22 protein-coding genes are annotated in these 24,457 nt (G+C 41.4%); 12 read left to right on the top strand and 10 right to left on the bottom strand.

The window, feature by feature from the left end; translation table 11 throughout:
* Window positions 1-59: 59 nt before the first annotated feature.
* Complete coding sequence (trmL, locus tag QUD85_RS01250) at window positions 60-524, top strand: tRNA (uridine(34)/cytosine(34)/5-carboxymethylaminomethyluridine(34)-2'-O)-methyltransferase TrmL (RefSeq protein WP_093332046.1); 465 nt, start codon at window positions 60-62, stop codon at window positions 522-524.
* Window positions 525-546: 22 nt separating this feature from the next.
* On the opposite strand, the gene gpsA is transcribed toward trmL, so the two are convergent.
* The 4 genes from gpsA to QUD85_RS01230 are packed head-to-tail and all read right to left on the bottom strand — an operon-like array spanning window position 547 to window position 2,769.
* A complete protein-coding gene (gpsA, locus tag QUD85_RS01245) occupies window positions 547-1,551 on the bottom strand; it encodes an NAD(P)H-dependent glycerol-3-phosphate dehydrogenase (protein WP_093332049.1) in 1,005 nt (334 codons plus the stop codon).
* A gap of 3 nt (window positions 1,552-1,554) precedes the next feature.
* Window positions 1,555-2,046 (bottom strand): protein-export chaperone SecB, encoded by a 492-nt coding sequence (secB, locus tag QUD85_RS01240; protein ID WP_093332051.1) that lies wholly within the window; start codon window positions 2,044-2,046, stop codon window positions 1,555-1,557.
* Between the two features lie 24 nt (window positions 2,047-2,070).
* Window positions 2,071-2,331, bottom strand: a complete 261-nt coding sequence (grxC, locus tag QUD85_RS01235; protein ID WP_093332054.1) for a glutaredoxin 3 — start codon at window positions 2,329-2,331, stop codon at window positions 2,071-2,073.
* Window positions 2,332-2,340: 9 nt separating this feature from the next.
* A complete protein-coding gene (locus QUD85_RS01230; RefSeq protein WP_093332056.1) occupies window positions 2,341-2,769 on the bottom strand; it encodes a rhodanese-like domain-containing protein in 429 nt (142 codons plus the stop codon).
* A gap of 208 nt (window positions 2,770-2,977) precedes the next feature.
* On the opposite strand from QUD85_RS01230, the gene gpmM reads away from it, so the two are divergent.
* The 3 genes from gpmM to QUD85_RS01215 all read left to right on the top strand — a co-directional run bounded on the left by gpmM (window position 2,978) and on the right by QUD85_RS01215 (window position 6,619).
* The gene (gpmM, locus tag QUD85_RS01225) at window positions 2,978-4,519 is read left to right on the top strand and encodes a 2,3-bisphosphoglycerate-independent phosphoglycerate mutase (RefSeq protein WP_093332059.1); all 1,542 of its coding nucleotides are present in this window, start codon (window positions 2,978-2,980) and stop codon (window positions 4,517-4,519) included.
* Window positions 4,520-4,558: 39 nt separating this feature from the next.
* The gene (locus tag QUD85_RS01220) at window positions 4,559-5,695 is read left to right on the top strand and encodes a murein hydrolase activator EnvC family protein (protein WP_245732150.1); all 1,137 of its coding nucleotides are present in this window, start codon (window positions 4,559-4,561) and stop codon (window positions 5,693-5,695) included.
* A 147-nt stretch (window positions 5,696-5,842) separates the two neighbouring features.
* A complete protein-coding gene (locus tag QUD85_RS01215) occupies window positions 5,843-6,619 on the top strand; it encodes a divergent polysaccharide deacetylase family protein (RefSeq protein ID WP_093332064.1) in 777 nt (258 codons plus the stop codon).
* A 3-nt stretch (window positions 6,620-6,622) separates the two neighbouring features.
* Here QUD85_RS01215 and QUD85_RS01210 read toward each other — a convergent pair whose 3' ends face one another.
* Complete coding sequence (locus QUD85_RS01210) at window positions 6,623-7,387, bottom strand: S1 family peptidase (protein WP_093332067.1); 765 nt, start codon at window positions 7,385-7,387, stop codon at window positions 6,623-6,625.
* A 184-nt stretch (window positions 7,388-7,571) separates the two neighbouring features.
* Here QUD85_RS01210 and QUD85_RS01205 point away from each other — a divergent pair, with 184 nt between their 5' ends.
* A complete protein-coding gene (locus QUD85_RS01205; RefSeq protein ID WP_093332069.1) occupies window positions 7,572-8,417 on the top strand; it encodes a fibro-slime domain-containing protein in 846 nt (281 codons plus the stop codon).
* 120 nt (window positions 8,418-8,537) lie between these two features.
* Window positions 8,538-9,875 carry an IS4 family transposase gene (locus tag QUD85_RS01200; protein WP_093332494.1) on the top strand — a complete coding sequence of 446 codons (1,338 nt, stop codon included), beginning with the start codon at window positions 8,538-8,540 and terminating at the stop codon, window positions 9,873-9,875.
* Window positions 9,876-9,910: 35 nt separating this feature from the next.
* Here QUD85_RS01200 and prsT read toward each other — a convergent pair whose 3' ends face one another.
* Entirely contained in the window at window positions 9,911-12,652 is a 2,742-nt protein-coding gene (gene prsT, locus QUD85_RS01195) for an XrtA/PEP-CTERM system TPR-repeat protein PrsT (protein WP_093329111.1), read from the bottom strand.
* 164 nt (window positions 12,653-12,816) lie between these two features.
* On the opposite strand from prsT, the gene xrt reads away from it, so the two are divergent.
* Window positions 12,817-14,187 (top strand): exosortase, encoded by a 1,371-nt coding sequence (xrt, locus tag QUD85_RS01190; protein ID WP_093329113.1) that lies wholly within the window; start codon window positions 12,817-12,819, stop codon window positions 14,185-14,187.
* On the opposite strand, the gene QUD85_RS01185 is transcribed toward xrt, so the two are convergent.
* From QUD85_RS01185 to QUD85_RS01175, 3 genes are read right to left on the bottom strand one after another with little or no spacing between them, the layout of a single operon-like run.
* The gene (locus tag QUD85_RS01185) at window positions 14,168-15,721 is read right to left on the bottom strand and encodes a hypothetical protein (RefSeq protein WP_093329114.1); all 1,554 of its coding nucleotides are present in this window, start codon (window positions 15,719-15,721) and stop codon (window positions 14,168-14,170) included. The genes xrt and QUD85_RS01185 overlap by 20 nt on opposite strands.
* A 29-nt stretch (window positions 15,722-15,750) precedes the next feature.
* Complete coding sequence (locus QUD85_RS01180) at window positions 15,751-16,737, bottom strand: endonuclease/exonuclease/phosphatase family protein (protein WP_093329116.1); 987 nt, start codon at window positions 16,735-16,737, stop codon at window positions 15,751-15,753.
* Window positions 16,712-17,770, bottom strand: coding sequence for a glycosyltransferase family 4 protein (locus QUD85_RS01175; protein ID WP_177168880.1), 1,059 nt, complete (start codon window positions 17,768-17,770; stop codon window positions 16,712-16,714). The genes QUD85_RS01180 and QUD85_RS01175 overlap by 26 nt, the downstream gene beginning before the upstream one ends.
* Before the next feature lie 87 nt (window positions 17,771-17,857).
* On the opposite strand from QUD85_RS01175, the gene QUD85_RS01170 reads away from it, so the two are divergent.
* From QUD85_RS01170 to QUD85_RS01155, 4 genes are read left to right on the top strand one after another with little or no spacing between them, the layout of a single operon-like run.
* Complete coding sequence (locus QUD85_RS01170) at window positions 17,858-18,952, top strand: glycosyltransferase family 4 protein (RefSeq protein ID WP_093329119.1); 1,095 nt, start codon at window positions 17,858-17,860, stop codon at window positions 18,950-18,952.
* A gap of 9 nt (window positions 18,953-18,961) precedes the next feature.
* Entirely contained in the window at window positions 18,962-19,963 is a 1,002-nt protein-coding gene (locus tag QUD85_RS01165) for a glycosyltransferase (protein WP_093329121.1), read from the top strand.
* 6 nt (window positions 19,964-19,969) lie between these two features.
* Complete coding sequence (locus QUD85_RS01160) at window positions 19,970-21,091, top strand: GNAT family N-acetyltransferase (protein ID WP_093329122.1); 1,122 nt, start codon at window positions 19,970-19,972, stop codon at window positions 21,089-21,091.
* The gene (locus tag QUD85_RS01155; RefSeq protein ID WP_093329124.1) at window positions 21,088-22,185 is read left to right on the top strand and encodes a hypothetical protein; all 1,098 of its coding nucleotides are present in this window, start codon (window positions 21,088-21,090) and stop codon (window positions 22,183-22,185) included. The genes QUD85_RS01160 and QUD85_RS01155 overlap by 4 nt, the downstream gene beginning before the upstream one ends.
* A gap of 7 nt (window positions 22,186-22,192) precedes the next feature.
* Here QUD85_RS01155 and QUD85_RS01150 read toward each other — a convergent pair whose 3' ends face one another.
* Window positions 22,193-23,437, bottom strand: a complete 1,245-nt coding sequence (locus QUD85_RS01150) for a hypothetical protein (protein ID WP_093329125.1) — start codon at window positions 23,435-23,437, stop codon at window positions 22,193-22,195.
* A 169-nt stretch (window positions 23,438-23,606) separates the two neighbouring features.
* Between QUD85_RS01150 and QUD85_RS01145 the strand changes: the two genes are divergently transcribed.
* Window positions 23,607-24,440, top strand: a complete 834-nt coding sequence (locus tag QUD85_RS01145; RefSeq protein WP_093329127.1) for a glycosyltransferase family 2 protein — start codon at window positions 23,607-23,609, stop codon at window positions 24,438-24,440.
* Window positions 24,441-24,457: the final 17 nt, after the last annotated feature.

Genomic DNA, 24,457 nt, shown 5'->3' with positions numbered 1-24,457 from the left:
AGAGACACCTTATATCATAGTGCATTATAATACCGCATCAATTTAACACGGATTATCACATGTTAGACGTTGTACTTTTTCAACCTCAGATTCCGCCTAATACAGGTAATATTATTCGGCTGTGTGCAAACACAGGATTTCGCTTGCACCTTATCGAGCCACTGGGTTTTGACTTAGATGATAAAAAGTTAAAACGAGCTGGTCTTGATTATCACGAATTTGCGGCGTTAAAAAAGCATGCTTCGTATGAAGACTTTATTGCTAGCGAACAGCCAAAACGTGTTTATGCGATCACCACAAAGGCAACAAATTACTACCAAAACGTTGCCTTTGAAGCAGGTGACTATTTGTTGTTTGGTTCTGAGACGTCAGGCTTACCCGACTCGGTAAGAGATCAAATTCCTGACCAAGATAAGATCAGGATACCTATGTTGAAAGACAGCCGCTCAATGAATTTATCAAATTCAGCAGCTGTTTTAATTTTTGAAGCATGGCGCCAGTTAGGCTTTGAAAATGGGGTATAAAAAAAGCAGCTAAGCTGCTTTTTTATTCGTATTTTTTCTCTCTAGAGAGTAAATCAGCGGCCGCCGCTTTTGCCGATTTGCCTTGATAAAGCACTTCGTAAACTTGTTCTACGATAGGCATCTCAACGCCAAGTCTTTGCGACAACATGTGTACTTCTTTGGTATTTCTATAGCCTTCCACCACTTGTCCAATGTCAGCCATCGCTTGCTCTACTTCACTACCTTGACCAAGTGCCAAACCAAAACGACGGTTGCGCGATTGATTGTCAGTACAGGTAAGCACTAAATCACCCAGTCCTGCCATACCCATAAACGTTTTAGGGTTAGCATTGAGTGCGTGACCAAGGCGAGACATTTCAGCTAAACCACGAGTAATAAGCGCTGTACGTGCATTCGCTCCAAAGCCAATGCCATCCGCCATACCAGCGGCGATAGCAACCACGTTTTTTACTGCACCACCAAGTTGCACACCAATAAAATCATTGTTGGAATACACGCGGAATGTTTTTTCACAATGAAGTAGGTTTGAAAGATCTTCAACAAATGTGTCGTCGGTAGACGAAAGCGATATAGCAGTCGGTAATCCCGCCGCCATTTCTTTAGCAAATGTCGGTCCCGATAGCACAGCCAATGAAATATCATTGCCTAGGACTTCGGTTGCAACATCTTGCAGTAAACGACCAGACTGTGGATCTAACCCTTTAGTTGCCCAAGCAATGCGTGCATCTTTCCTTAATAACGGTTTTAGTTGCACCAACATTTCACCAAACACATGGCTTGGCACAACTACTAATATATTCTTACTTGCTGAAACAACTTCAGCGAGATCATTAGATACCGTTAACGATTCCGGAAAGCGGCTACCAGGCAAATACTTTTCGTTTGACCTAGTGCTTGCCATGGTGTTGACATGCGCCTTGTTTCGGCCCCAAAGAAGGGTTTTATTGCCGTTTCGGGCAAAACATATAGCAAGTGCTGAGCCGTATGACCCAGCGCCTATGATGCTTATGTCTGCTGACGTTGTCATATACTAGTGCGTCGCTTCGCCTGTTTGTTGTTCAGCTTTTTGTTTTACGTAAGAAGCGAACAATGCATCGAAGTTAACTGGCGCTAGATTTAATTGTGGGAAAGAACCACGGTTAACAAGTGCTGCAACAGTTTCACGTGCATATGGGAACAATGTGTTTGGACAGAAAGCGCCAATCGTGTGCGCTACTTGCGGTTCAGGCATGTTACCAATAGTGAAAATACCTGCTTGTTGTACTTCAGCTAAAAACGCAGTTTTACCTTCGATTTCAACAGTTACTGTTACTGCTAGAACAACTTCATAGGTATCGTCAGCTAATTTGTTTGAACGCGTATCTAAATCAAGTTTAACTTCTGGTTTCCATTCGACTTGAAAAATTTCTGGTGAATTTGGCGTTTCAAATGAAATATCTTTTGTATAAACACGTTGAATAGCAAATTGTGGGTTTGCAGCTGCACCTGCTTCTGGTGCATTTACTTGATTTTCTTCAGCCATCTGACTTAATTCCTGTATTGTGGCTTACGCCTTTTCTAATAATTTATCCAGTTTACCTTTTGCCTCAAGCGCAAATAGGTCGTCGCAACCGCCAACATGAACATCACCAATAAAGATTTGCGGAACGGTATATCCGCCTCCACTGCGTTCGATCATTTCTGGGCGTTTTGCGGGGTTGGCATCAATCTTAATTTCGTTATAACGAACACCTTTTTGCTGTAATAAAGCCTTCGCTCTATGACAGAAAAAACAAGTCATTTTAGTGTAAATATCGATTTTAGCCATGAGATTATGTTACTTCTTTGTTACTGGCAGCGACGCATTTAACCATGCATTCATACCACCTTTTAATAAACCTGCTTTGGTAAACCCAGCTTTGAATAGTTGCGCTGCAACTTTTTGAGCTGAGATGCCAGCATTACATACAACAATAATGGGTCTATCCTTAAATTTTTCAAGGCTAGCAAATTCATTTTTATTCGCTTTGTCTGTACCCAAGTGTTTAGCGTCGATGATTCGACCCTTGTTAAATTCGTTTTCACTGCGAATATCAACAACGACCGCATCTTCTTTGTTAACAGCAAAGGTCAACTCCTGCGGGCTATATTGCTTAACAGGTGACATTTTAATTTGCACAGACGTCACAATAATCATCAACACTAATACAACCCAAACGGTACTTAAAATGGGATGATTACCAGCAAATATCATTAATTCATTCATATTTAACCACTACGAATATCTAGGGGATTTAAAATTGAGGCACAGTATACAGGCGTTACGGCAGAAGATAAAACATCGCTGTAAAAATAATCGAATATACCGATATTGGTTATGAAATATTTTCATTAGGCATACAGTTTTAAAACTTGTTAAAATTAAGTCAATTAAACAATTTTTCCTTTCGATAGCATATTTACAAGGCAATACCATGGCTAACAAACAACCTACTGTACTGATTATTCTTGATGGTTGGGGTTACAGAGAAAACCCTGAATCAAATGCGATCTATCATGCTAATACGCCAACAATGGACAAGCTCATGTCAGAAAAGCCGCATATGCTTATCCAAACATCAGGCATGGCAGTTGGTTTGCCAGATGGGCAAATGGGTAACTCTGAAGTTGGTCACGTAAACCTAGGCGCAGGCCGAATTGTTTACCAAGACTTTACACGCATCACCAAAGCGATTGAAGACGGTACCTTTTCACAAAATGAAACGCTTACTGCGACCTTAGATAAAGCCTCTAGCACAGGTAAAGCGGTCCATTTGTTTGGTTTGATGTCGCCAGGTGGCGTGCACAGTCACGAAGACCATATCTTTGCGATGATAAAACTTGCCGCTGAAAAAGGCGTAGAAAAAATCTATTTACATGGCTTTTTAGATGGTCGTGACACGCCGCCTCGCAGCGCACACGACTCGCTTGAAAAAGCACAAAACTTGTTTGCGCAGCTTGGTAAAGGCCAAGTTGCTTCAATTATAGGGCGTTATTACGCCATGGACCGAGATCAACGTTGGGACCGTGTCGAGCAAGCCTATAACTTAGTAGTAGATGGTCAAGGACAACATCAGTACTCTTCTGCGACAGAAGCACTAGCAGCAGCTTACGCAAGAGATGAAAATGATGAGTTTGTCTCGGCATCTAACATCGTTGATAGCGAAGGCAATGCGATTACCATTGAAGACGGCGATGCGCTTATTTTCATGAATTTTAGAGCAGACCGAGCACGCCAGTTTACTCGTTGCTTCACACAATCAGACTTTGACGGCTTTGAACGCAATCGTGTGCCTGCAATTGCTGATTTTGTTATGTTGACAGAATATGCTGCAGATATTGATGCGCCTTGTGCTTTCCCGCCAGAAGATTTGCACAATGTGATGGGTGAGTGGTTAGAAAAGCACAACAAAACGCAGCTACGTATTTCAGAAACTGAAAAATATGCACATGTTACCTTCTTTTTCAGTGGTGGTAGAGAAGATACCTTTGCAGGAGAAGAGCGCATTTTAGTGCCTTCACCTCAAGTTGCGACATACGATTTGCAACCAGAAATGAATTCAACTTTATTAACAGACAAGTTATGTGAAGCCATCGAGTCACAGCAATATGACTTTATTGTATGTAACTACCCTAATGGTGACATGGTTGGTCACACTGGCAAATTTGAGGCTGCCGTAAAAGCGTGTGAAGCAGTAGATAAATCTATTGCACGCGTATTAGCTTCACTGGAAAAAGTAAACGGTGAATGTTTGATAACAGCTGACCACGGTAATGCAGAACAGATGGTGAACCCGCAATCAGGGCAAGCACATACCGCACATACCTGTGAGCCTGTACCACTAATTTATGTTGGTCGCGATGCTCAAGTTAAGGAATCTGGCGCACTTAGTGACATTTCGCCAACCTTGTTGCATATTATGGGCATGGAGCAACCAGCTGAAATGACCGGAACGCCACTAATGACAGTTAAATAACCTGAGGTTATCAACAAGTTACTGTCTTTAGCTTTAAATATGCTGAATAAAACAATAATAATATCACTTGCCGCTTTGGTTGGGTTAATCGCCCAACCTTTGCAAGCGCAACAAGCAAATAGAGCGGAAACCACAAAGAAGTTAACTGAGGTGCAAAAACAAATTGCACAGCAGAAAGTGGTTATTTCTGATGTATCTAAACAGCGTTTAGCCTTGGAAGAAACACTAAAAGCCGACGATATAGCCATAGCTAAATCGGCACGAGCGATAAACGAAACGGCTAAAGAGCTGACTAAAGTCCAGTCTAAGTTAACCGAGCTTAATAGTGAAAAGCGCGAACTTAACGAACAAAAATCGGCGCAGGAATCTCTGCTTGCCTCGCAATTACGCAGCGCCTACAGCAACGGCGATCACGACTATTTAAAACTGTTATTTAATCAAGAAAAGCCTAGCGAAATAGCGCGCACCATGAGCTACTATCAATATCTCAATGAAGCGCGAGTAAACGAAATTACAGCATTCCAACAAACTATTGCAGATTTGCTCAAAGTCACTACAGAAGTTATCGAACAAGAAAGTGAACTTGTTGCCTTAAAAAAATCACAAGGGCAACAAAGAATCAAACTTCAAGATGCAAAAATTTCCCGCCAAAAAACCTATCGCTCGCTAGAGCAAGAACTACAATCGAATCAACAAAGATTAGCGCAACTTGAAGCAGAAGAAACGAATTTAGTCGCTGCATTGAGAAAGCTCGCAGAGATCGCGCGAAACGCTGTGCAAGCAAGCGGTTTATCTAAACTTAAACGCCAATTGTATTGGCCGGTAAAAGGCAGAATAAGTCGTACCTTTGGCAGTAAAAAGCAAGGTTACTTAAAATGGAAAGGGGTTATTATTAATGCCCGACAAGGCCAAGAGGTAAGAACCATACATGCCGGTACCGTGCTATTTGCCGACTGGTTAAAAGGGTATGGTTTTGTCACGGTTGTCGATCACGGCAAAGGTTACATGAGCCTTTATGGACATAATCAAACATTACTCAAGAATGTCGGCGATCGCGTAGAAACGGGCGAACCTATTGCATTGGTGGGCCAATCCGGAGGCCAACAGCAATCTGGAGTGTATTTTGAGATAAGACATAATGGCAAAGCGGTGAATCCTAAAATATATTGTCGTTAACCTTTTGCCCATATAAAGCAAAGCCTGTGAGACCGCTGACTCATATCGCTTTAATAAAATTTCAAAAATATTATGCTTTTATGTAAATAAGCTGTTATCTTTACCACTAGTTTAAGTTATGCACTATCGCTTAGATAATAATAAAGAATGCGTATAATATTTAGCTGTTTATTACTCATTTCCACAAGTATATTAGCCGACTCACATCAGGTCGCTATTGTCATAGACGATATTGGTTATCGCCAATCAGACGTGCATGCCATGGATCTTCCCGGCAAAGTGACGTTTGCCATTCTACCGCACACACCGTTAGGTAAAAGATTAGCACAAAGAGCGCATGCGGAGCATAAAGACGTTATTTTGCATATCCCGATGGAATCTGCGTTAGGTAAGAAGTTAGGACCTGGCGCCTTAACCTCAGATATGAGCGAGGCCGAGATTCATGCCAGCCTTGAGCATTCCTTTGAAGAAATCCCATTCGCTAAGGGTATTAACAATCATATGGGAAGCTACTTAACGACGCTTCATGAACCTATGATGTCGACAATGAAATACTTACGCGAGCGTAATGCCTTTTTTCTTGATAGTGTAACCACTAACGAGAGCAAAGCGTTGTCTGCGGCGAAAGCACATGGTGTTCCAACATTAAGTCGTCACATATTCTTAGACAACAATCTCACTGAAGAATATATTGCGGGCCAATTTCAGCTCGTCATTGAAGCTGCACAAAAGCGTAAACATGTTATTGCGATCGGGCATCCACACCCTAAAACTGTCGAGGTGCTCACCAAGCTAATTCCTACGCTAGAACAACACGATATTCATTTAGTGCCTTTATCAAAATTACTGATTAATGAACCAGTGATTGCAAGTAGCCCAACACCGGGAGTAGAAGAAACAAGCGGCGTATCGGCGCCTCAGTAACGACTACTTAGTTGTGGGGATATCGGCGCTCGCCATTAATTCCAACAAGTATTTAACCGGAATAGCATAGGTAATGCCGCTGGGCTTACTGATGACAGCCTCTTTTGTACTTTGTACAAAAACTTTATTAATAATACCAATGACTTCACCCGTTTTCCTGTCGTACATAGCACTGCCACTATTGCCGGGATAAGCGGTTGCATCGAGTTGATAAACTAAATACGGATTTCTCATGCGTTTTAGCATTTTTACGCTAATTTGTTGACTATCATCAACCGGCGTAATGGTTGGTGTGATGCTCGCGATTATGCCACGGTGCGTTACCGGATATAGACCAAGTACTGCCCCTATCGGAAATCCAGTAAAGGCAATATTAGTACCTTCATCGATAAACTCCCCATTGGCCAGCACCATGGGTTTGATGCCCTCTCCTTGAAGTTTAAGTATCGCCAAATCATATTCTTGCGATTGCGCTACAAGCGTTGCAAAACGGACCTTAGCGTTTTTACCACTCCCGGTAAATACCGCAAGTTTCTGATTTTGCTCCTGATTAAGCTTTCTAGGTACAACATGAAAATTTGTCACAATGTATTGGCCATTGCTAATAGCAAAACCAGAACCAAGCAACATATCTTTGGGTTTGCCCAATGGCGTATGTACGCCTATCCCGACAATACTTGGCTTCACCTGCTTAATCGTTGCTGGTAGGTCATTTGCTGCCCCGCTAAATGCGCTCAAAAGCAATACTAGTGATATAAGAATTTTCATTGGCACCTCATTATTTTGTTCTTCTATATTGAAGAAAAATCACCTTTTTACAACTGTCGGTTTTTTTTACACTTGTAATGGTTTACTTTAGATTCCTCTTTTATCTTTCTGATTTTTATCATTTTATTTTTAGGCATCATTTTTGCTACTTACCGTTTGATGTAATTGATGTAAGGCAGCAAAAATGAAAAATAATATTCTAAAAATCCTTATTACACTGATTGTAGTAAGTATTAGCTTACCTACTAATGCTGAAGAAATAGAAATTCCAATTACTTACCGAGACTTCAGGATGACGCATCCCGACTTTAACAGCAACGGGGTCAGCGGCGTAGTTACAGGCTTAGTTGAAGATATGCTTGTTGAAGTTGCACCAGGTGTTTGGATGCCGAATTATGCACCAGACAGCGTACAGGGACAGATTGAAACCCAAGACGTGACCAGCTGGTTCTATGGCGACTGCAATGCAGACACGCCGGAAGCAACCTGTATCGGTGAGTATGACTCGTTTATCACAGCTAATAGAGTCGACGATATTATCTCAATAGATACGGGGAACACCTTTTTTCCTCTTAGCGATCCAGACCTAGTCCCTGAGTCACAATGGGATCCAGCTAATGGTAGAAACTATAACTACTTTTTTACCGCACAAATGCATTTTGACGATTTACTTTACGACCCAGATCTCATTCCTGACGAATTCTTCACATTTAGTGGCGACGATGACGTATGGGTATACATTAATGGTAAGTTAGCTATCGATCTTGGTGGTATACATGCAAAAGCTTCTCAAACAATTAAGTTAAGCGAACTAGCAGCCATTGATGGTAATCCGTTTCAACTAGAAGCAGGGGAAGTGTTCAGCTTTGATTTCTTTTTTGCCGAAAGACATCATGTTGAATCAAATTTCGCGATCCAAACATCTTTTGCTAGAGCGGGGTCATTTAGGCCAGTGCCAGAGCCTAGTACGCTGTTAATCTTCGCAATGGGCTTATTAGCCTTAGTAGGAAAAAGGCGGTTGTTTAAATAATCTTTGAAAGAAAAAAGCCCGGCTTATCCCGCAATGCTGATCTATTAAGAATGTGATCAGTTGACCGATCCAAATGATCGTGCAAAATCCGTAGTCAGTTTTCTGATTACGGATTTTTTTATGCCTGCCTTCACCCAGTTTCACGATTTTATCGAAGAATCCCCAGTAGATATTGCCAAGTTAACCACCTTTTGTGAGCACATTCCTGACGATTGGGTTTATCAAGCGACAGGGTTGTCAGCCAAAGCTACAATCCGAAGACGGCGTTTGCCCAGTGATATGGTGCTTTGGTTGGTAGTTGGTATGGCATTTTTTAGAAACGAACCGATTGCTGAAGTAGCAAGGCGTATGAACATATGTGCTGAAGGCTTAGCTGATGAAAAACTTTTAGCTAAAAGTGCATTAACCGAAGCGAGAAAACGTCTTGGCTCTGAATCGATGGCATGGCTATTTAGGCAATGCAGCAACCAATGGGGATTAGAGCGTTACCCAGGTGACACTTGGCACGGCCTTCAGGTTTTTGCTGTTGATGGGGCTTTATTTCGCACAAATGATACGCCTGAATTACGTGAGCATTTCGGCTCTGGAAATACGAGCACAAATCGGCAAACGCCATTTCCTATGTTAAGGCTCGTGACGCTAATGAATGTTCGCTCTCATGTGATTGTTGATGGCGATATAAGCCCTTATCGAAAAGGTGAAATTCCTCTCGCAAAGGGGTTCATGGATAAGTTGCCAGATAACTCAGTTACCCTACTAGACAAAGGTTTCTATAGCGCAGAGCTACTTCTGGGTATAAACAAACTGGGAGACAACAGTCATTGGCTTATTCCCGCAAGAAAAGGTTTAAAGTACACGCTGCTCGACAAGCAAGAAAGTAATGACCAATTGGTCGAGATGAAGGTCTCCCCTCAGGCAAGAAAGAAGAATCCTGACTTACCGGAAACTTGGAAAGTTAGGGCTGTAACGTATGAAGTTGCTGGCAAAGTAAAAACGGTATTCACATCATTACCTCGTGATAAATACAACGCTCAAGATGTTGCCGAGTTATACCATGAGCGTTGGGAAATTGAGCTAGGTTACCGAGACATCAAATCATCAATGCAACACAATGCGATCACCCTTAGAAGCAAAACAGTTGATCTTGTATATCAAGAGTTATGGGGACTTGTGCTGGGTTACAACCTTGTTCGAAGAGAAGCTAGTCAAGCGGCCGTTTCTCATCAAAGAGCTCCTAACGAAATTAGTTTCAAATATGCTTGCCAGTTCATCGCCAGTCAATTGAAAGTGATGGCAAAAGCGCTATCACCTGGTAATACACCAAAACGATTAGCTCAGCTTCGAGGTGACTTGACCATGCTCTTCAAAGAAAACCGCCCTAGGCCATCAAGACCTAGGGCGGTAAAGATATCAAAGACCCGTTATCCAATTAATCGCAATGCTGCTCCACTAAAGTGAACAGCATTGCGGCTTATCCCGGGCTTTTTTACTAGCTAAATTCTACTTCTTAAACTATCCGCTCGTTTTGACTGTTCACTGTTCAGTTGAGGTAAGCTGTCAAGCACCTGTTGAGCTTGTGCGCCCTGCTGTGCAGCAACTAAAATTTCTGCGTAATTCAACGCAATATCAGCGCTTTTTCCTTTTGCCAGCTTATAGGCCTGTGCAGACTTAGTTTGTGCCTCTGCAATGTTGCCCGACTTATAAAGACATAATGCATAAGTATCAACAACATCAGGAATAGAAGGTGCAAGTTCATAAGCACTTTGCGCAAGCGGGAGAGCTTTATTGGCGTCGTTTTTCTCTAAGTATAAAAACGCCAGATTGTTTAAAACAACTGGGTTCTTTTCGCCTAAATCGACCACTTTTTCATATTCATTAATCGCTTTATCTCGATTTGAAGAAAGATAATAGTTCGCAAGCAAAATGCGTACATCTGAATCCGTCGCATGCTCGGCTAAATGCTTCTCAAAAAACGCGATTGATTTATTTTGCTGTTGTAATCTGTCATAACTAACAGCAACAAGTCGCGCGTTGTTTGATGATTGATTATGTTGGTATGCCTGCTCGAACTTGCTCGCCGCTAGTGCCAATTTGCCTTCTCTGTAGGCTATCTTACCTTCTATTTCAGCCATCAATGAAGGCGTTAATTTATCTGGCTTAATAGAGCGATAGACTTTGTTTGCTTGGTAGGCATTATCACTAAGCAAATAGGTACGAAGTAAGGCTAGTTGCAAAACAATGTTATCTTCATTTTGATCAAGCCCTTTCTTAAGCGCAGAAATAGCGTCTTCTATTTGTTCTTGCGCGGTATAGTGATTTGACAATAACAATACAGGCTCTACTTGATATGGATTTTTTCGAATCCAATCTAACAGAGTAGACTCCACCATTGACCTATCATCAAGCTGCGCATAACTAATGATCAATAGCTGCCATATACGTTTGCTGGTATGCACATTTCTCTCTTTTTCATTAAGCGCTAGAATAGCTTTTTCATATTCTCTTTGATCAATTAACGCTTCCGCATACAACACCGTCAATGCAACATCAGTACGATTCTTGTCTAGCGCCTGTTTGACAGCTTTTACGCCTATATCGTTCCTGTAGGTCATATAATATTGTCGTAAAACCTTAGCGTTGTTTGGGTAATCACGATACAAAGCATCGACATTTGCAGTCGCTTCTTCTATTTTGCCTTGTGCTCTTAATACCCCTGTTAATTCAACTTTTGGTAAGGCTGTCTCAGCGTCCTTAGCAATCGCTGTTTTCAACAATTGTTCTGCTTGTGCATAATCTTGCTGCGCTTTTAGCGTCATCCCTTCTAGCGTGTAGCCATCATGCGCATCTGGACTCTCAGTTTGCCATTGTCTCGCAATTGCAATCGCTTGCTCAAAATTGCCAGTATTAATCGACGCATATGCTAAAGCCAACTGAGCCTCTTTCATCTCTGGATTAATGGCGATGGCATTTTCTAAATTCTGAATACCGGTTGGGTCATTTATCATCAGCTTTAAAACACCGGCACGTGTTTGCGAACCTGCGTCTGTTGCTGATACATTGATATTTGCAGCTATCTTTCTAGCTTTATCTAAATCGCCGAGCTCTAAAATGTCATAAGTAATCAATGACACAAATTCGCTATTGCCGTCTATCACTGTCCCATCTGGATTAAGGATTTGCTCTAAATTTTCAGTGCTACCTAATTGCACCTGACTATAAGCAAACATTTTGCGACCTGCATGATCTGCTGGTAAGTAGTTAACAACGTTTTCTAAGTAGTCATAACAGCGTTGAAAATTCTTTTCGTAAAAAGCGCTCGCGCCGGCAATGAGCCACAATTGTGGTGTTTTCATACCTGATTGCAACGCTGTTTCAGCATAGCGTAAGCTTTCTCCGTAGGCTTGCCTGCGAAACACCGTCGCCGCTTTGATATAATTTGCAAAGGCTTGTGTTTCTGCAAAAGATAATATGATATCAGCCTGCTTTTCGGCATTATCATATTGTTCATCTTTTAAGTAAGCATCAGCAAGCAGCACATGTGTTATTGCGTAGTCTGGTTGTAGACGCAAAAATAGCTCGAAATTTTCTATCGCCAGTTTGTTATCGCCATTTGCGAGCGCTATTTTACTTTTTAAAAAGATCGCATCTGGTTGCTCGGGCATCGCGGCTAGCGCTTTGTTAACCATCGCCATCGCTTGTTCGAACTGTTCTTCTGCCAAAGCTACATAAGCTTCTGATAAAAGCACCCAAGATTGACCGTCACCAAGTGATTTAGCCGCCTCTATGGTTGATTTTGCTTCATCTAGTTTTGCTTGTTGAACCAATATTAACGTTTTGTAAGCTAATACACGTGTGTGTGCTTGTGCGCTCAAGGTATTGGCTTTATCGGCTAACGCGAGCAGATCTTGCTGGGCTTCTGTAAGGGCGTAGGCTCTAGCCAATAAAGGAATCGTTTTCTCTGCTTGGTAGGACAAGCGATACGCTCTTTCTAGCTCTTTTTCAGCGCCACTGGCAAAGCCTCGATTTAAATACAGTTCACCTAACATGAACCTTGCCTTGGCATTTTCCGGCTCTTGTTGAATGACGTTCTTTAACTGAATTTCAGCTGTTTTATGATCACCCGCTTCGATAGAGGCTTGTGCTGATATCAATAATTCTTGGGCGTCTTCTTGTTGACTGCAGCCAAGAACAAACAAACAGGAGATGAGAACAAGCGATATACATTTATTTTTCATCGATTCTTCCTTAATTGATGCTGCTCATTACTTATACAGAATTAGTGTAACAAATAAGCAGGCTATAGCTAGCATTTGATGAGTTTTTATTTGCTTAACAAAGGATTAATTGCTATCTATAGAACCAATATCATAGCAATAATAAGTAGAATAGTTTGTTTAACATGATGGAAGCGCTAGCAATTCGCAAAGGAAATGGACGTCGTCAATTTATCGTTTTGATGGCCATTCTGACTGTTTTCGCTTTAATTAACCTACCTATATTAAACACGCTTTGGCGCCACAGTTTTGACGATGGTACCTATTCACACGCTTACTTAGTGCCTTTCATATCGATTTTCCTTTATATCAAATTGGCGCAAAAAGGATTTTTGCAATTTAGGTCGCAACCTAATTATTTAGTTTCAGCGTTTGTTGTGATGTCACAACTTTTGTTGTTTATCTCCATAAACGCACAGATTACTTTGGGTTATTGGTTTGGTTTTTTACTAACGACCAATTTGTTAGTGTTTGTCGTTTTCAGTTTTAATGCTCGGGTATTGTTTGCCGGCGCTTTGTTGATCTTTATTTTTCCATTTTATGGAGCGTTGCTTCCCATACTGCAAACGATATCTGTAGAAGCCGTTAGCATTATGCTGTCGTTTACTTCGGTACCTGCATACATTGACCCGCCCTACGTTGAAGTGCCTGGCGGTGCATTTGAAATTGCACATGGTTGCAGCGGTTTGCGTTATTTAATAGTAGCCACAGCCATTAGCGCGCTTTATTGCTTTTTGTATATAAAGCGCCCGAAAAATATGGTGATATTTTTTAGCACAGCGCTGTTGTTTGCCTTTTTAACCAATTGGATTCGAATCACCGCGTTAATATTGATTGGCCATTACACCAATATGGAAAGCGATATTATTCGAGACCACAATAATTTTGGTTGGTATATTTTTATTCCGTTTATCATTGCCCTTTTCTACATTGGAAACAGGTTGTCTGATCATGACTTCCTTGACGACGAAAATAAGGAGCACAGTGCTCAACCTTTAACATTACGATATCATCATTTAATGTTGTTACTTATCGTCGTCGCGACGTCTTCAGTAACCAAACAATTTGCCACTATGGAACAACAGAATTTAGCGACAGAAGTGCCGTTTCCAGAATCAATTTATGGCATTGCTAACGCGAAAGCATTGGCGCCTAGCATGCAAGGATTTGCTGTGGTTTACGAAATTACATTTAACCCGAGCGACCTTGACGCTAAACCGACAAACTATGCCAATAAATATGAGCCCGCAAACAGCCGATTACTAGCTTCTGAACGGATGCAAGGTTGGCAGGTAAGTAAGGTGGTTTACAATAACAAAACTGCAGTAATCGCTTATCAATACAAACTTGGGATAGAAACGCGCTCTACCCCCTCTGGATACAAAAAACTTAGGCTGGCGAATGGTTTCAACCCAAGGCAAGCACCTATTTTGCAATGGGGCATAGCGTATTGTGGTGAAGGTGAACCGTTGTGGCTTACTCAGCTATGTCAGTAACATCTAGATAGCGTTTTGCAATCCACGGCAAATCGCTCGTTGTAGAGTACATCCAGCCAAATTTTCGCGGTGGGCGCACGCGCCAAACCTTATTTTTTGCATGTTTACGTTTTAGCTTATTCGCGGTGTTCGCGCAGTATTGCGTTAACTTTCCAAACGCCTGCGCAATTGCCTCATTTTTTTTACCTTGCAGGGCTAGCATGTAATAGCCTTTAGCAACAAGGCCTGCAACATCACAAGTATGTTGGGGATCTGTCCACATATTGTCTTCTTCAAATTGGCGCGGACCAAAGGATACAAAATATTTGGGTATCATGGTGATATGGGCATGTCTTTTTGCGCCAGGATAGGTGCCAGATTTAGCAACGAACGTTGCGAATGCGACCAATAGTTGCTGATGAGCATTATCTTGTAACAACAATTGATAACGCCATATTGCATCACCTAACAATGCCATCATCCAGGGGGAACATACCGGCGTGTTATCGCCCTTACCTTCATGCGATTTTACCGTATGTAAGGGGCAACTTTTAAACGGCCAGTCGTTAGGCGGGTTAAAAGTCATCGATTCCGTGGCAGTTATTATTTCCTGTACGCGTTTATGGGTGTCAGCTTTTAAATAGACTTCCCACAAAGAGAGCGCGGAATTTAGTGCGGCTGCTTGATGTCTTTCTGTCCAAAAACCGCGGCCTAATGTATAAACCTCGTCCCACGTTTTCGTTAAGTTATAAAGCCTTTTCACAACATCTAGATACAGCGCATCGCCACTTAACATATACGCCGTAACCATGCCTTTGCTGTTGGCATACTTCACATCAGGTTTCGTTTTTAGTACAAACCGACCTTTGTCATCTACTTTGCTCGCGTAGAAATTTGCTTCACTAAAACCCTGCTCTAACCACTGATTGTCTTGGGTAAACAAGTAAAGTTGGAAAAAAGATTGCGGCCTATCGTATAACCATTGAGCTGCTTTTTCTGGCGGATACTTATGCTTAAGCATTAGCGGTTTATCGGCAATAAAGCGGGCATATCTGATCTGTGGTTGAATATACCATTGGGCATTTACATCTACCCCAGGTGGATGTAATAAAATGGCTTGTCTAAGCCAATCAAAGGAAGGGTATATCAGAAGCGCGCCCTTTTTATTAGCGCCAAGTGCAATGATACTCTCTTTGCCATTTTGAGAAGTTACGAGCGTAACTAAAGTGTTATTAGATAGGCGCGGCAACGGTTTGATGTAAAGTAGGCGAATTGCTTGTTTTGTTGATTGTTTGGACAAGGGGTACAACATCAATACCTGAACATCCGCCTCTATTTTTTTACCCAGATGTTTTAGAGACAATTTATCGGCTTTGTATATGGTGTTTTGCGGTACAGGCAGCACATAGCCACGATCGGATGCGGGAAGCTGAAGTTCTAGTTGTGTATTTGCAACACCAAAAAAGCTCGCAACGGAGCAAAACAGGAGACAAAACGAGGTGAATATTTTCACGTTAATCGAATTTTGCATTAAACCATATCTATGTTTAAGCATAAAAAACGTCTTTTTGCGAATAAGGCACCTTAATCCGATTGGGCAAATGCGATAGTCACAATGAGCTGGTTATGGTCACCATGCAATTCGTCCACAGAAAATGCCTCAATACTTTCAAGCTGCGGTGAGTGCAGTAAATGATCAATCGTTACGCTATGCCACTTGGTGCGTTTTGTCGGCTGAAGCCAATAGTTTGTGTCTCGTAACGCATTGCTATAAGAAGAAAAATATTGTTGATAAATATTCTCATCAATTGGCATGTTAAAGTCGCCTAAAAGTACGACATTTTCACTTTGTTGTGCAGCACTGGCAATAATAGATGCTTCTAAACGGCGATTATCATCTACCTGCTGGGCTTCCTCGATATCGATAGAAAGTCCCAGTAACGATTGAATCACGGGCCTAGGGGTTTCCAAGTGGATATTGAACAGGGTGATCGTCTTATGCCCTATGGCTATTTCATACTGATTGGCAAAGTTTCCCCAGCCGCCAAATGTTTTGCGACCAAAGTGTTCAATTGAGGTAAAAGGGAATCGGCTAAACAGGCATAAGCTCCCCGCGCAATCTTGATAAATATTGGGCAACAGATCTTTACCATTAAACTTGGCCGCCTCTTGAAATACAGCCACATCAATATCATATTTTTCAAACAGCTCAGGAATTCTATCAACATTGACACTGCCGCCTAAGTTGGCGGACATAATCACGATATCGCCTTGCTCTGCCGAGAGGGGCTGCGGCGCAGATACCGATAAGCCATTAAAACCTAGTGTTAGTAAAAATAAACTTAGTGCTAATCCTTTATGTAATGTTTGCCGCTGAAAGAACGCTAATAATGCTGGTAAAAGCAGCACGTATAACAGCCAGCGCGGGCCAAAAAGCAAAGCATATTTAATGGGGATAAGCCATTGCCAATCTGGCCAAAAAGGCGACGCAAGGCAAATTATCAATAAACTGATAGAAACAATCAGATAAGCAAGTAATGCTGTTTTATTCGCTAAAATAGATTTGATCATAAGCGGCTAATGTTGCGTCCAACGAATAGTCATGCTTCACCAGTTGATACGCGTTCTCTCCTGTTTCCGTTAACATACTTGGATTGTTGATAATATCGACTAGTCGCTCCGCCAGCATCGCCTCTTTGTCATAATCGATTAACCAACCTGTCTTTGTATCCTGAACAAGCAGCGGATTGCCCCCTACACGGGTTGCTATAGTGGCTTTTCTCGATGCCATAGTTTCCAGTATCGCCATCGACAAGCCTTCTGTTTCAGACGTTACAACTAACACATCAAATTGCTGATAAATGTGTTCGCGCTCACTGACGTTGCCATAAAATGTGACCAATTCCTCAGCTAAATGCTCACTGACATAATCTTTTAAATCGGACTCACATTCTCCGCTACCAAAAAAAGCAATGCGCATGCCTTGTTGTTGCTCTTTGGTCAACTTGGCTGCTGCCTTCAGTAGGCTTATTTGATTTTTTAGAGGCACCATGCGCCCTACTGAACCAAAGCGTATCGGCAATGCCACTGGCTTAGCAACTACGTCGCTTAATAACACACCGTTTGCGATAACTTTGCTCGGTGTATCTTTCCAGCCATGAGTGCGATGAAATGCTTGCTGCCCCTCTGGCGAGACAAACGTAATATATTTGATATAGCGCATCACCTTTTTGTGTAAGTTTACCCAGTGCTGAGCTGCTAAAGGCGCAGCGCCATGTCGTGTATAAACTATATTGCCAGGCAAAAATCGTATGATTTTCGACATCACACGCATCACAGCGGGAGAATGCACATGCACAACATCACTCGTTCGCATGCGCAAAAACATCGTCAAAAGCTTTGCAAACTTGCTTCCCGTTAACACCGTCACTGGGATATTAGCCTGTTTACAGCTATTGACTAAAATATCATTTGGTGCGCCCGTTGATATAATTTGAACGTCTTTATCTTGCTTCTGCTGCAGTGTGGATAGATCGATAACGAATCGCTCGGCACCACCAATATTTAAACTACTGACTAGATGAACTATTTTTATTTTTGACATCTTTGCTTTCTTCATTAACTATTAAACTTACAGAGGTTAAAAAATAAACACCTCAATGAGTTAAGCAGCATTGGGTGGCAGTGGTTAATGGATAATATTAGAGTACTTGAAGTTGTACAAAGTTTAAACAAGGGAGGGCGAACAAAACGCATTTGCGATACAGCAAATGGGTTAATAGCGCGTAGTATTCCGACCGTTTTGCTTACATTTGAACAACCCGAATTCGGCATTGAGTTTGAACCAGTACATATTATTCCTCGCACGCAAGGCGTTAGCCCTGCACTCGTCTGGTCAATTATGCGGTTTTGTCGCAAGCATCAAATAACCATCATTCATGCCCATTGCGAGTTTTCGCACCTTTACGCTGGAATAGCAGCAAGTCTTTTGAGAATTCCTATTATCGGCACTTTCCATCGCAGTGAACTTAATCGCTACAATAAATCGATGGGTAACCGACTAATTAAATACCTTCTTAATGCATATGTCGCAGTATCCAGTGAACGTGCCGACAGAATGATAAAGCAACTGCATTTTGCGCAAACTAAAACGACAATTATCCATGGTGGTACCGCTGTACCTGCCAGCCCGCCCGACGAAAACGTTAAACTAAACGCGAGAGCGTCTTTAGCTATTCCCAAAGAACAACTGATGTTATTGAGCGTTGGGCATTTAGGTGAAATCAAAGGGCACCAGGACACAATTCAAGCGCTAGCCGAACTTACTAATCATCAACAAGATGTACATTTGTATATCGCTGGTACTGGTAGTGATATGGAATTGGCTAAGCTGAAGAAAGCCTGCCAACAAGCCAATGTCGATAGGAACGTCACCTTTGTTGGTCAAAAAAGCGATATAAAAACCTGGTTTGAAGCATGCGACATATTTGTACAACCCTCATTAGAGGAAGCTTTTGGTTTGGTATTTATTGAAGCAGGAGCCAATGCGAGGCCGGTAATCGCAACACAGGTGGGCGGTATACCCGACATTGTGATCAACCAACAAACAGGTTTGTTAGTGCCTACACACAACCCAGAGGCTATTGCTAAGGCTATTGATACATTGCGAATTGAAAAAACTAGAACCTCTATAGGGTTAACGGCTTTTAATCGCATACAAAAAGAATTTTCTATAGAACATATGTTAGACAAATACATTCATTTATTTAAGACACAACTCACTTAAGGTAACACCATGGAATTGGAAGAAACGAAAGTCACCGTCGTCATTACACCTCGAGATCGATACTCCGGTATCGTTGAGTGCATTGAAAATCTATATCGTGTGACCAAACAACCGTTCAAGCTTATCGTGTTAGATCTGGCTTACCCTAAGCATTTAAAAAAACAAATTAATGCACTGCTAGAAGATAAAGATAATGCTGAGATTGTGAATTATGGGCTGATCATTCCGATGGAGGCAATGCGTCGCATTCGCCCTAAAATTGATACGCCTTACGTGATGTTCTTAGACAACGATTCAAACGTCACCGAAAATTGGCTACCACCATTGTTGTCTGTAGCAGAGCAAGAGCGCGCTGCCATTGTTAATCCTTTAACCCTAGAAAAAGAAGGTGTAGACGAGGGTGCCAGTTTACGCAATCACCTATATACCAATGAAATTCGTATCGTAAATGTAGAAGGTAGCGATTACCTAATTGAAGATAAGCACTTTAGACGAGCCTTGCCACAAGAAATACCGCAAGAAATTGCTCCGTCTGAAATGTTTGAACTGCATGGCGTACTTTTTGAAACGCAATTTTTACATGATATTGAATTGCCGCAAATGGTTATTCGAGAGCATATTGATATTGGCATTCAAGCCAAAAAAATGGGCCGAAAGATACTAACTCAACCTGAATCTGTCGTGATTTTTGATAACTTGGGTACGCGTATGCAGTATTTCGACATGAAATTCTTTTTCTTTCGTTGGAACCCCAAACTCACATGGAAAAGTTCACGATTGTTTGAAGAGCGTTGGGGATACAATTTTTACGCTGAGCAGGCGATGTATCACTGGGTATTTAGGCGCAAAATATTCTTGTTTTGTCGCTGGTTGCACCTCCCAATATCACTAGCCAATACTATTACTCGTGTTTTAGCGAAAATTAAAACCTCAATAAAACCAGTATGGGATCCATTAAAGAATCCAGTGGCACAGTCTAAAAATTTCTTTGAAGTGAGTGGTCAACTGTAGTTAATAATGAATTTTACTAAACGAGTCGAACTGGCCTTGTCGGAATTAGATGCTAACGAGTTAACTATAAAAAAGCTCGATGATATAACAAACATGGGTTATGTGTTTGAACTGTACGCGTCTTTTACTGGCGAACAGCGCTCATCTATTTTCAATAGTAGCCACTGGTTAAGAGCCTGGTTTAGTACCTTCTGGCAGTCGGCTTGGCAGCTACAGGTATATGTTTTTTACGACAAAGGTAATGTCGTAGCAATTGCACCATTTTACTTGCAATCACAAAATCGATTTCCATATACCAAGTCACTTTTCCTATTAGGCCAAGGCGAACAAACCAATATGTCTGTAGCCTCTGAATACCTAGACATTCTCATTGCGCCTTTTTACAAGGAGCAAGTATTGAAGGCATTGTGCAAACTAGTTAGTCAGTCACCTTATGATATTTTATATGCGCAAAATGCCCTATCTTCTTCAAATGTCGTCGCGTTGATTGCACAGCTTAATGGCCATGTTAGAACACTGCACTATACGCGCTACCAAACGGACTGCTCAAATTGGTCAATTGATAAACTAAGTAAAAACCAACGAGCGCGTTATAAAAAAAGCGCCAAGCAATTAGCAGAGATAGAAGCCAAGATTTTTTGGGTAACCCCTGCACAATTTAAAACCTATTGGCATGCACTGCGCGCTTTACATCAACAACGTTGGCAAGCAAAAGGGCAACCTGGTGCTTTTTGTGAAGCGAGTTTTTCACAATTTCATCAAGCCTTTTATGAACATGCCCCAGAAAACGTCGCTATGAGTGCAATTGTGATCAAGAACGACATTGTCGCCGTTCATTATTACTTGCGAAGCCATGACACCTTGCACTTTTATCAAAGTGGTTGGGATCAGAGCAGGTATGCTCAATACTCTTTAGGGACGTTTTTACACTCTTGGAGCATTCTCCATGCCGATGAAAAACATTATGATTTTATGATGGGCTCGGTTCGCAATAGTTATAAAGAAACATGGGCAAATCATACTGAAACAATGGTGACAATGCGCCACTTCAACACATTATGGAAATCAGCATTTAGCAAATATTGGCAGATAATAAAATCGCCATTTAACAGGAGCTCTACGGAATGAAAATAACGGAAATCAAGCTTGTTCAAGAAAAGGAATGTCAACGCTTGAGCGGCTATTGTGGTGATTTTTTGTTGTGGTATGAGTTTCCATTATCTATGGATATTACGCTTAAAGCAGATGCCTTCGTCGCCGCTTCTTTAATTCCAGCCATGGCGACAAAACAAAATATTGAGCTTGCTGACGACATTCCTGTATCTGCTCAATTATTAAGTAACCTGTCAAAACTGCAGGATATTTTTAGTCGTTGGGAAGCACAGCTGGGTGTTAAATTGCACAAAATAGATATTCTTGGGGGTCAGCGCGTTGAGGCGCTTCCTGTCAATGATCATGTTATCTCGTTCTTTTCTGGTGGTGTTGATGGCACCTACACTTTTCTAAAAAACAAGGACGACATAGATTTATTGCTGTTTTCAAAAGGTATCGATATGCAGCTCGACAACGTCGAACAATTCGAGCATGCATTTGAAAAAAATAAGGTGTTTCTAGATGCCTTTGAAAAACCCCTCGTACCAATTGCGACTAATGTGCGCTTTTTTGGTCACTCCTTAGGGTTAAAATGGACGCAATGTTTTGGCGGTGGGCTTGCAAGCATAGCCTTAGCAGCATCAGTCAAAACCTGTTATATCGCAAGTGGTTTTACTTATGGTAAGACGATTCAAGAGGGTTCCAACTATATAACAGACCCTTTGTGGAGTAATGGTACAACGCATATCGTGCACGATGGTGCGGAAGCCAACCGTTTAGAGAAAATAGCGTTTCTAGCGACCGAACCAACGGCAATCGCTTTAATTAGAGTATGCTGGCAAGACAAGGGATACAATTGTGGTCAGTGTGAAAAATGCCTACGAACCATGACTAACCTGCGCTTACTTGGTCTATCAACACCCAATTTTCCACCGTTAACCGATGAACTCGTCAAAAATAAGGTCAGCAAGCTCAGACTTTATAGTGTTCATGACGTCGACTTTCTGCAAGAAAACCTGGCGTTAGCCGTTGAAAAACAGGATAAAGTCATGGTTAAAGCACTAAAGAAGATTAGTCGTCATTACTATGTGAAACACCATATCAAGGGCTTGCTTAAACAACTAAGTTAAGACCAAATTATCCATATATCGTGCCTATCTCGACAACCGAAGGTAGGCTTTCTTTGATATTTTGCTTCTTTTCTAAATCTTCAATTTTATACTTATCGGTATAACGCGCTTTTATGTGCAAGTCGGTAATGTCGCTCGCTAACGACAAACGTCTTCGCTTGAATTTATGGAATGCGCGACCAAAGTAAACCTCATCGATTTCAACAAGACTCTTTCTTAGATTGTATTTCAGTCGCAACCAAACCAACTTCTTTTGCAACTCCGGCATGTTGTTTTTGATGGCATCATTTAAAAACACTTCAAAGAAATAAAACTCTTCTTCAGATTTAATATGCAGTTTCTTAATATCTGACAATTGCGGTTGAGTTTCGAAAGGAATGTTCTCGATTTCATTTAAATAGGTAGAGATAAAAGTTCTGACGCATTTAGAACATTTGCCGCAATTACTAGTGGGTGTTTTCCAGCATACCCAAAGGTTTTCAAGTAGCGCTGGATATTGTTTCAAATACGCCAATTTTCTTGTGCGGTCGGCCTCTAAACCATCATGGTTAACATAGGTTGTTTCTGTCGACCATAGGGTGTCCAGTAACGGATGACTACCACTTTCAAAAATGCGATCGAAGGTAACCGCTCCACTAATTATGATTTCTGACGCTTTCAACAAACCACCAACAGAGGCAAGCATTGCGCCAAAATTAACAAATCGGGTGATTCCGACCCAAGAAGTAAACTCCTTCATATTGGTTTCAATACAGATCAATCGCATGTTTAGGGTGTCAGCGCTTTTCTGTGCCCTAGCCGCCATTTGTTGCCACTGCTCATCATCCATATTGAAATCAAATCCGTTTATAAGCACCAAATTTTCCAAACTGTCTCGGTATTTCGCCGCAGTATAAGCCCCATCGACTCCCCCAGAAAAGAAAGCTGTTCTGCCTAGCGATGCTGCAGACGTGGCTTGTGTTTTTGCATGTACTTTTATGGGTTTAAATGCTGGATTGAAGTAAGTAAAGGTGCGCTGAATTTGATCAAGCTTTTCGTAAACGCACTGTGACATATAAAGCGTTTCATCAAGGTAAATATCTTGTTGTAACAACATGGCTGGGAATATGGCTGAAATAATAAGAAATGTGCCATCATGTTGATCAACTTCTATGTCCTTTGGCATGCGATACCACAGGGGAAAATTACCGACATAACCAGAAATGACTTTGGCATTGTCCCTATTCTCAACCGTTAATGTGCCAACTTTCACTACGCTTCTCCTAAGCTTCGAAAAGATCTATATAAAAACTTTAACCATTGTTCATAAATTGAGCAAGAAATTGTTATTTAACATTCCGTTATTTATTTGCGCATACGCACTTCCCTGCCTATTCTTTAGCTAGCCAATCATTCAATAAAAGTTCTTAGAAGGACCTTTAATGAGCTTTTCGATCAGTGTCGTCATTCCGTTTTATCATGCAGAGCGATATTTTGAACAAGCCTACTTGTCAGTGCGCGCACAAACTAAACAACCTGTAGAGATAATTGTTGTTAACGATGGTTGTGGAAATGCTGCAGATGAATTTATCAAGCAATTTGACGGCGTTACCTTGTTGTCTTTACCCCAAAATAAAGGTGTGTCTTATGCTCGTAATCAGGGGATAAAATGTGCTCAAGGTGATTACATTGCATTTTTAGATGCTGACGATAAATGGCATCGCGAAAAATTAGCGAAACAAGCGCAATTTTTAATTGAAAATCCTCGTTTTGCCGCTTGTCATACTGGCATAGAGGTATTTGAAAACAATGAAGTTGTTAATCAATTTACCGACAAGCCATACGATCTCACAACACAAGACTTGCTAACGACTAGCCACGTAACACCTACGTCATTAATCGTGCATAAACAGGCCCTTATTGATGTCGGCTTTTTTGATGAGAATATCAAATGCTCTGAAGACCATGACCTTTGCATCAAACTTATCAAGCGAGGTCATAACATCGGATTTTTGAAAGACGCGCTGTCTTGCCTTAGAAGAGAGCAACAAGGTAATTTGTCATCTAATCCGCATAAATTAATCAAAGGGCACCTATACTTACTGAAGAAACATAGTGATTTATACAATCAACATAAATCACAAAAACATATTTTTTTGTACAAAACCTTTATGTCGGCTGGCGGCAGAGCCTCGACGCCTGAGAATAAATTGTATTACTTAATGGGTTCGCTCATTAAACGAATTTATCGTATTAACATTGAACAGATAGACTAGTTGTCTTAAAGAGGTAG

Origin of the sequence: Thalassotalea agarivorans (assembly GCF_030295955.1) — a bacterium.
GTDB classification, from domain to species: Bacteria; Pseudomonadota; Gammaproteobacteria; order Enterobacterales; family Alteromonadaceae; genus Thalassotalea_D; species Thalassotalea_D agarivorans.
Note: the sequence above shows the minus strand (reverse complement) of the source record. Positions and strands in the feature narration are given on the sequence as shown.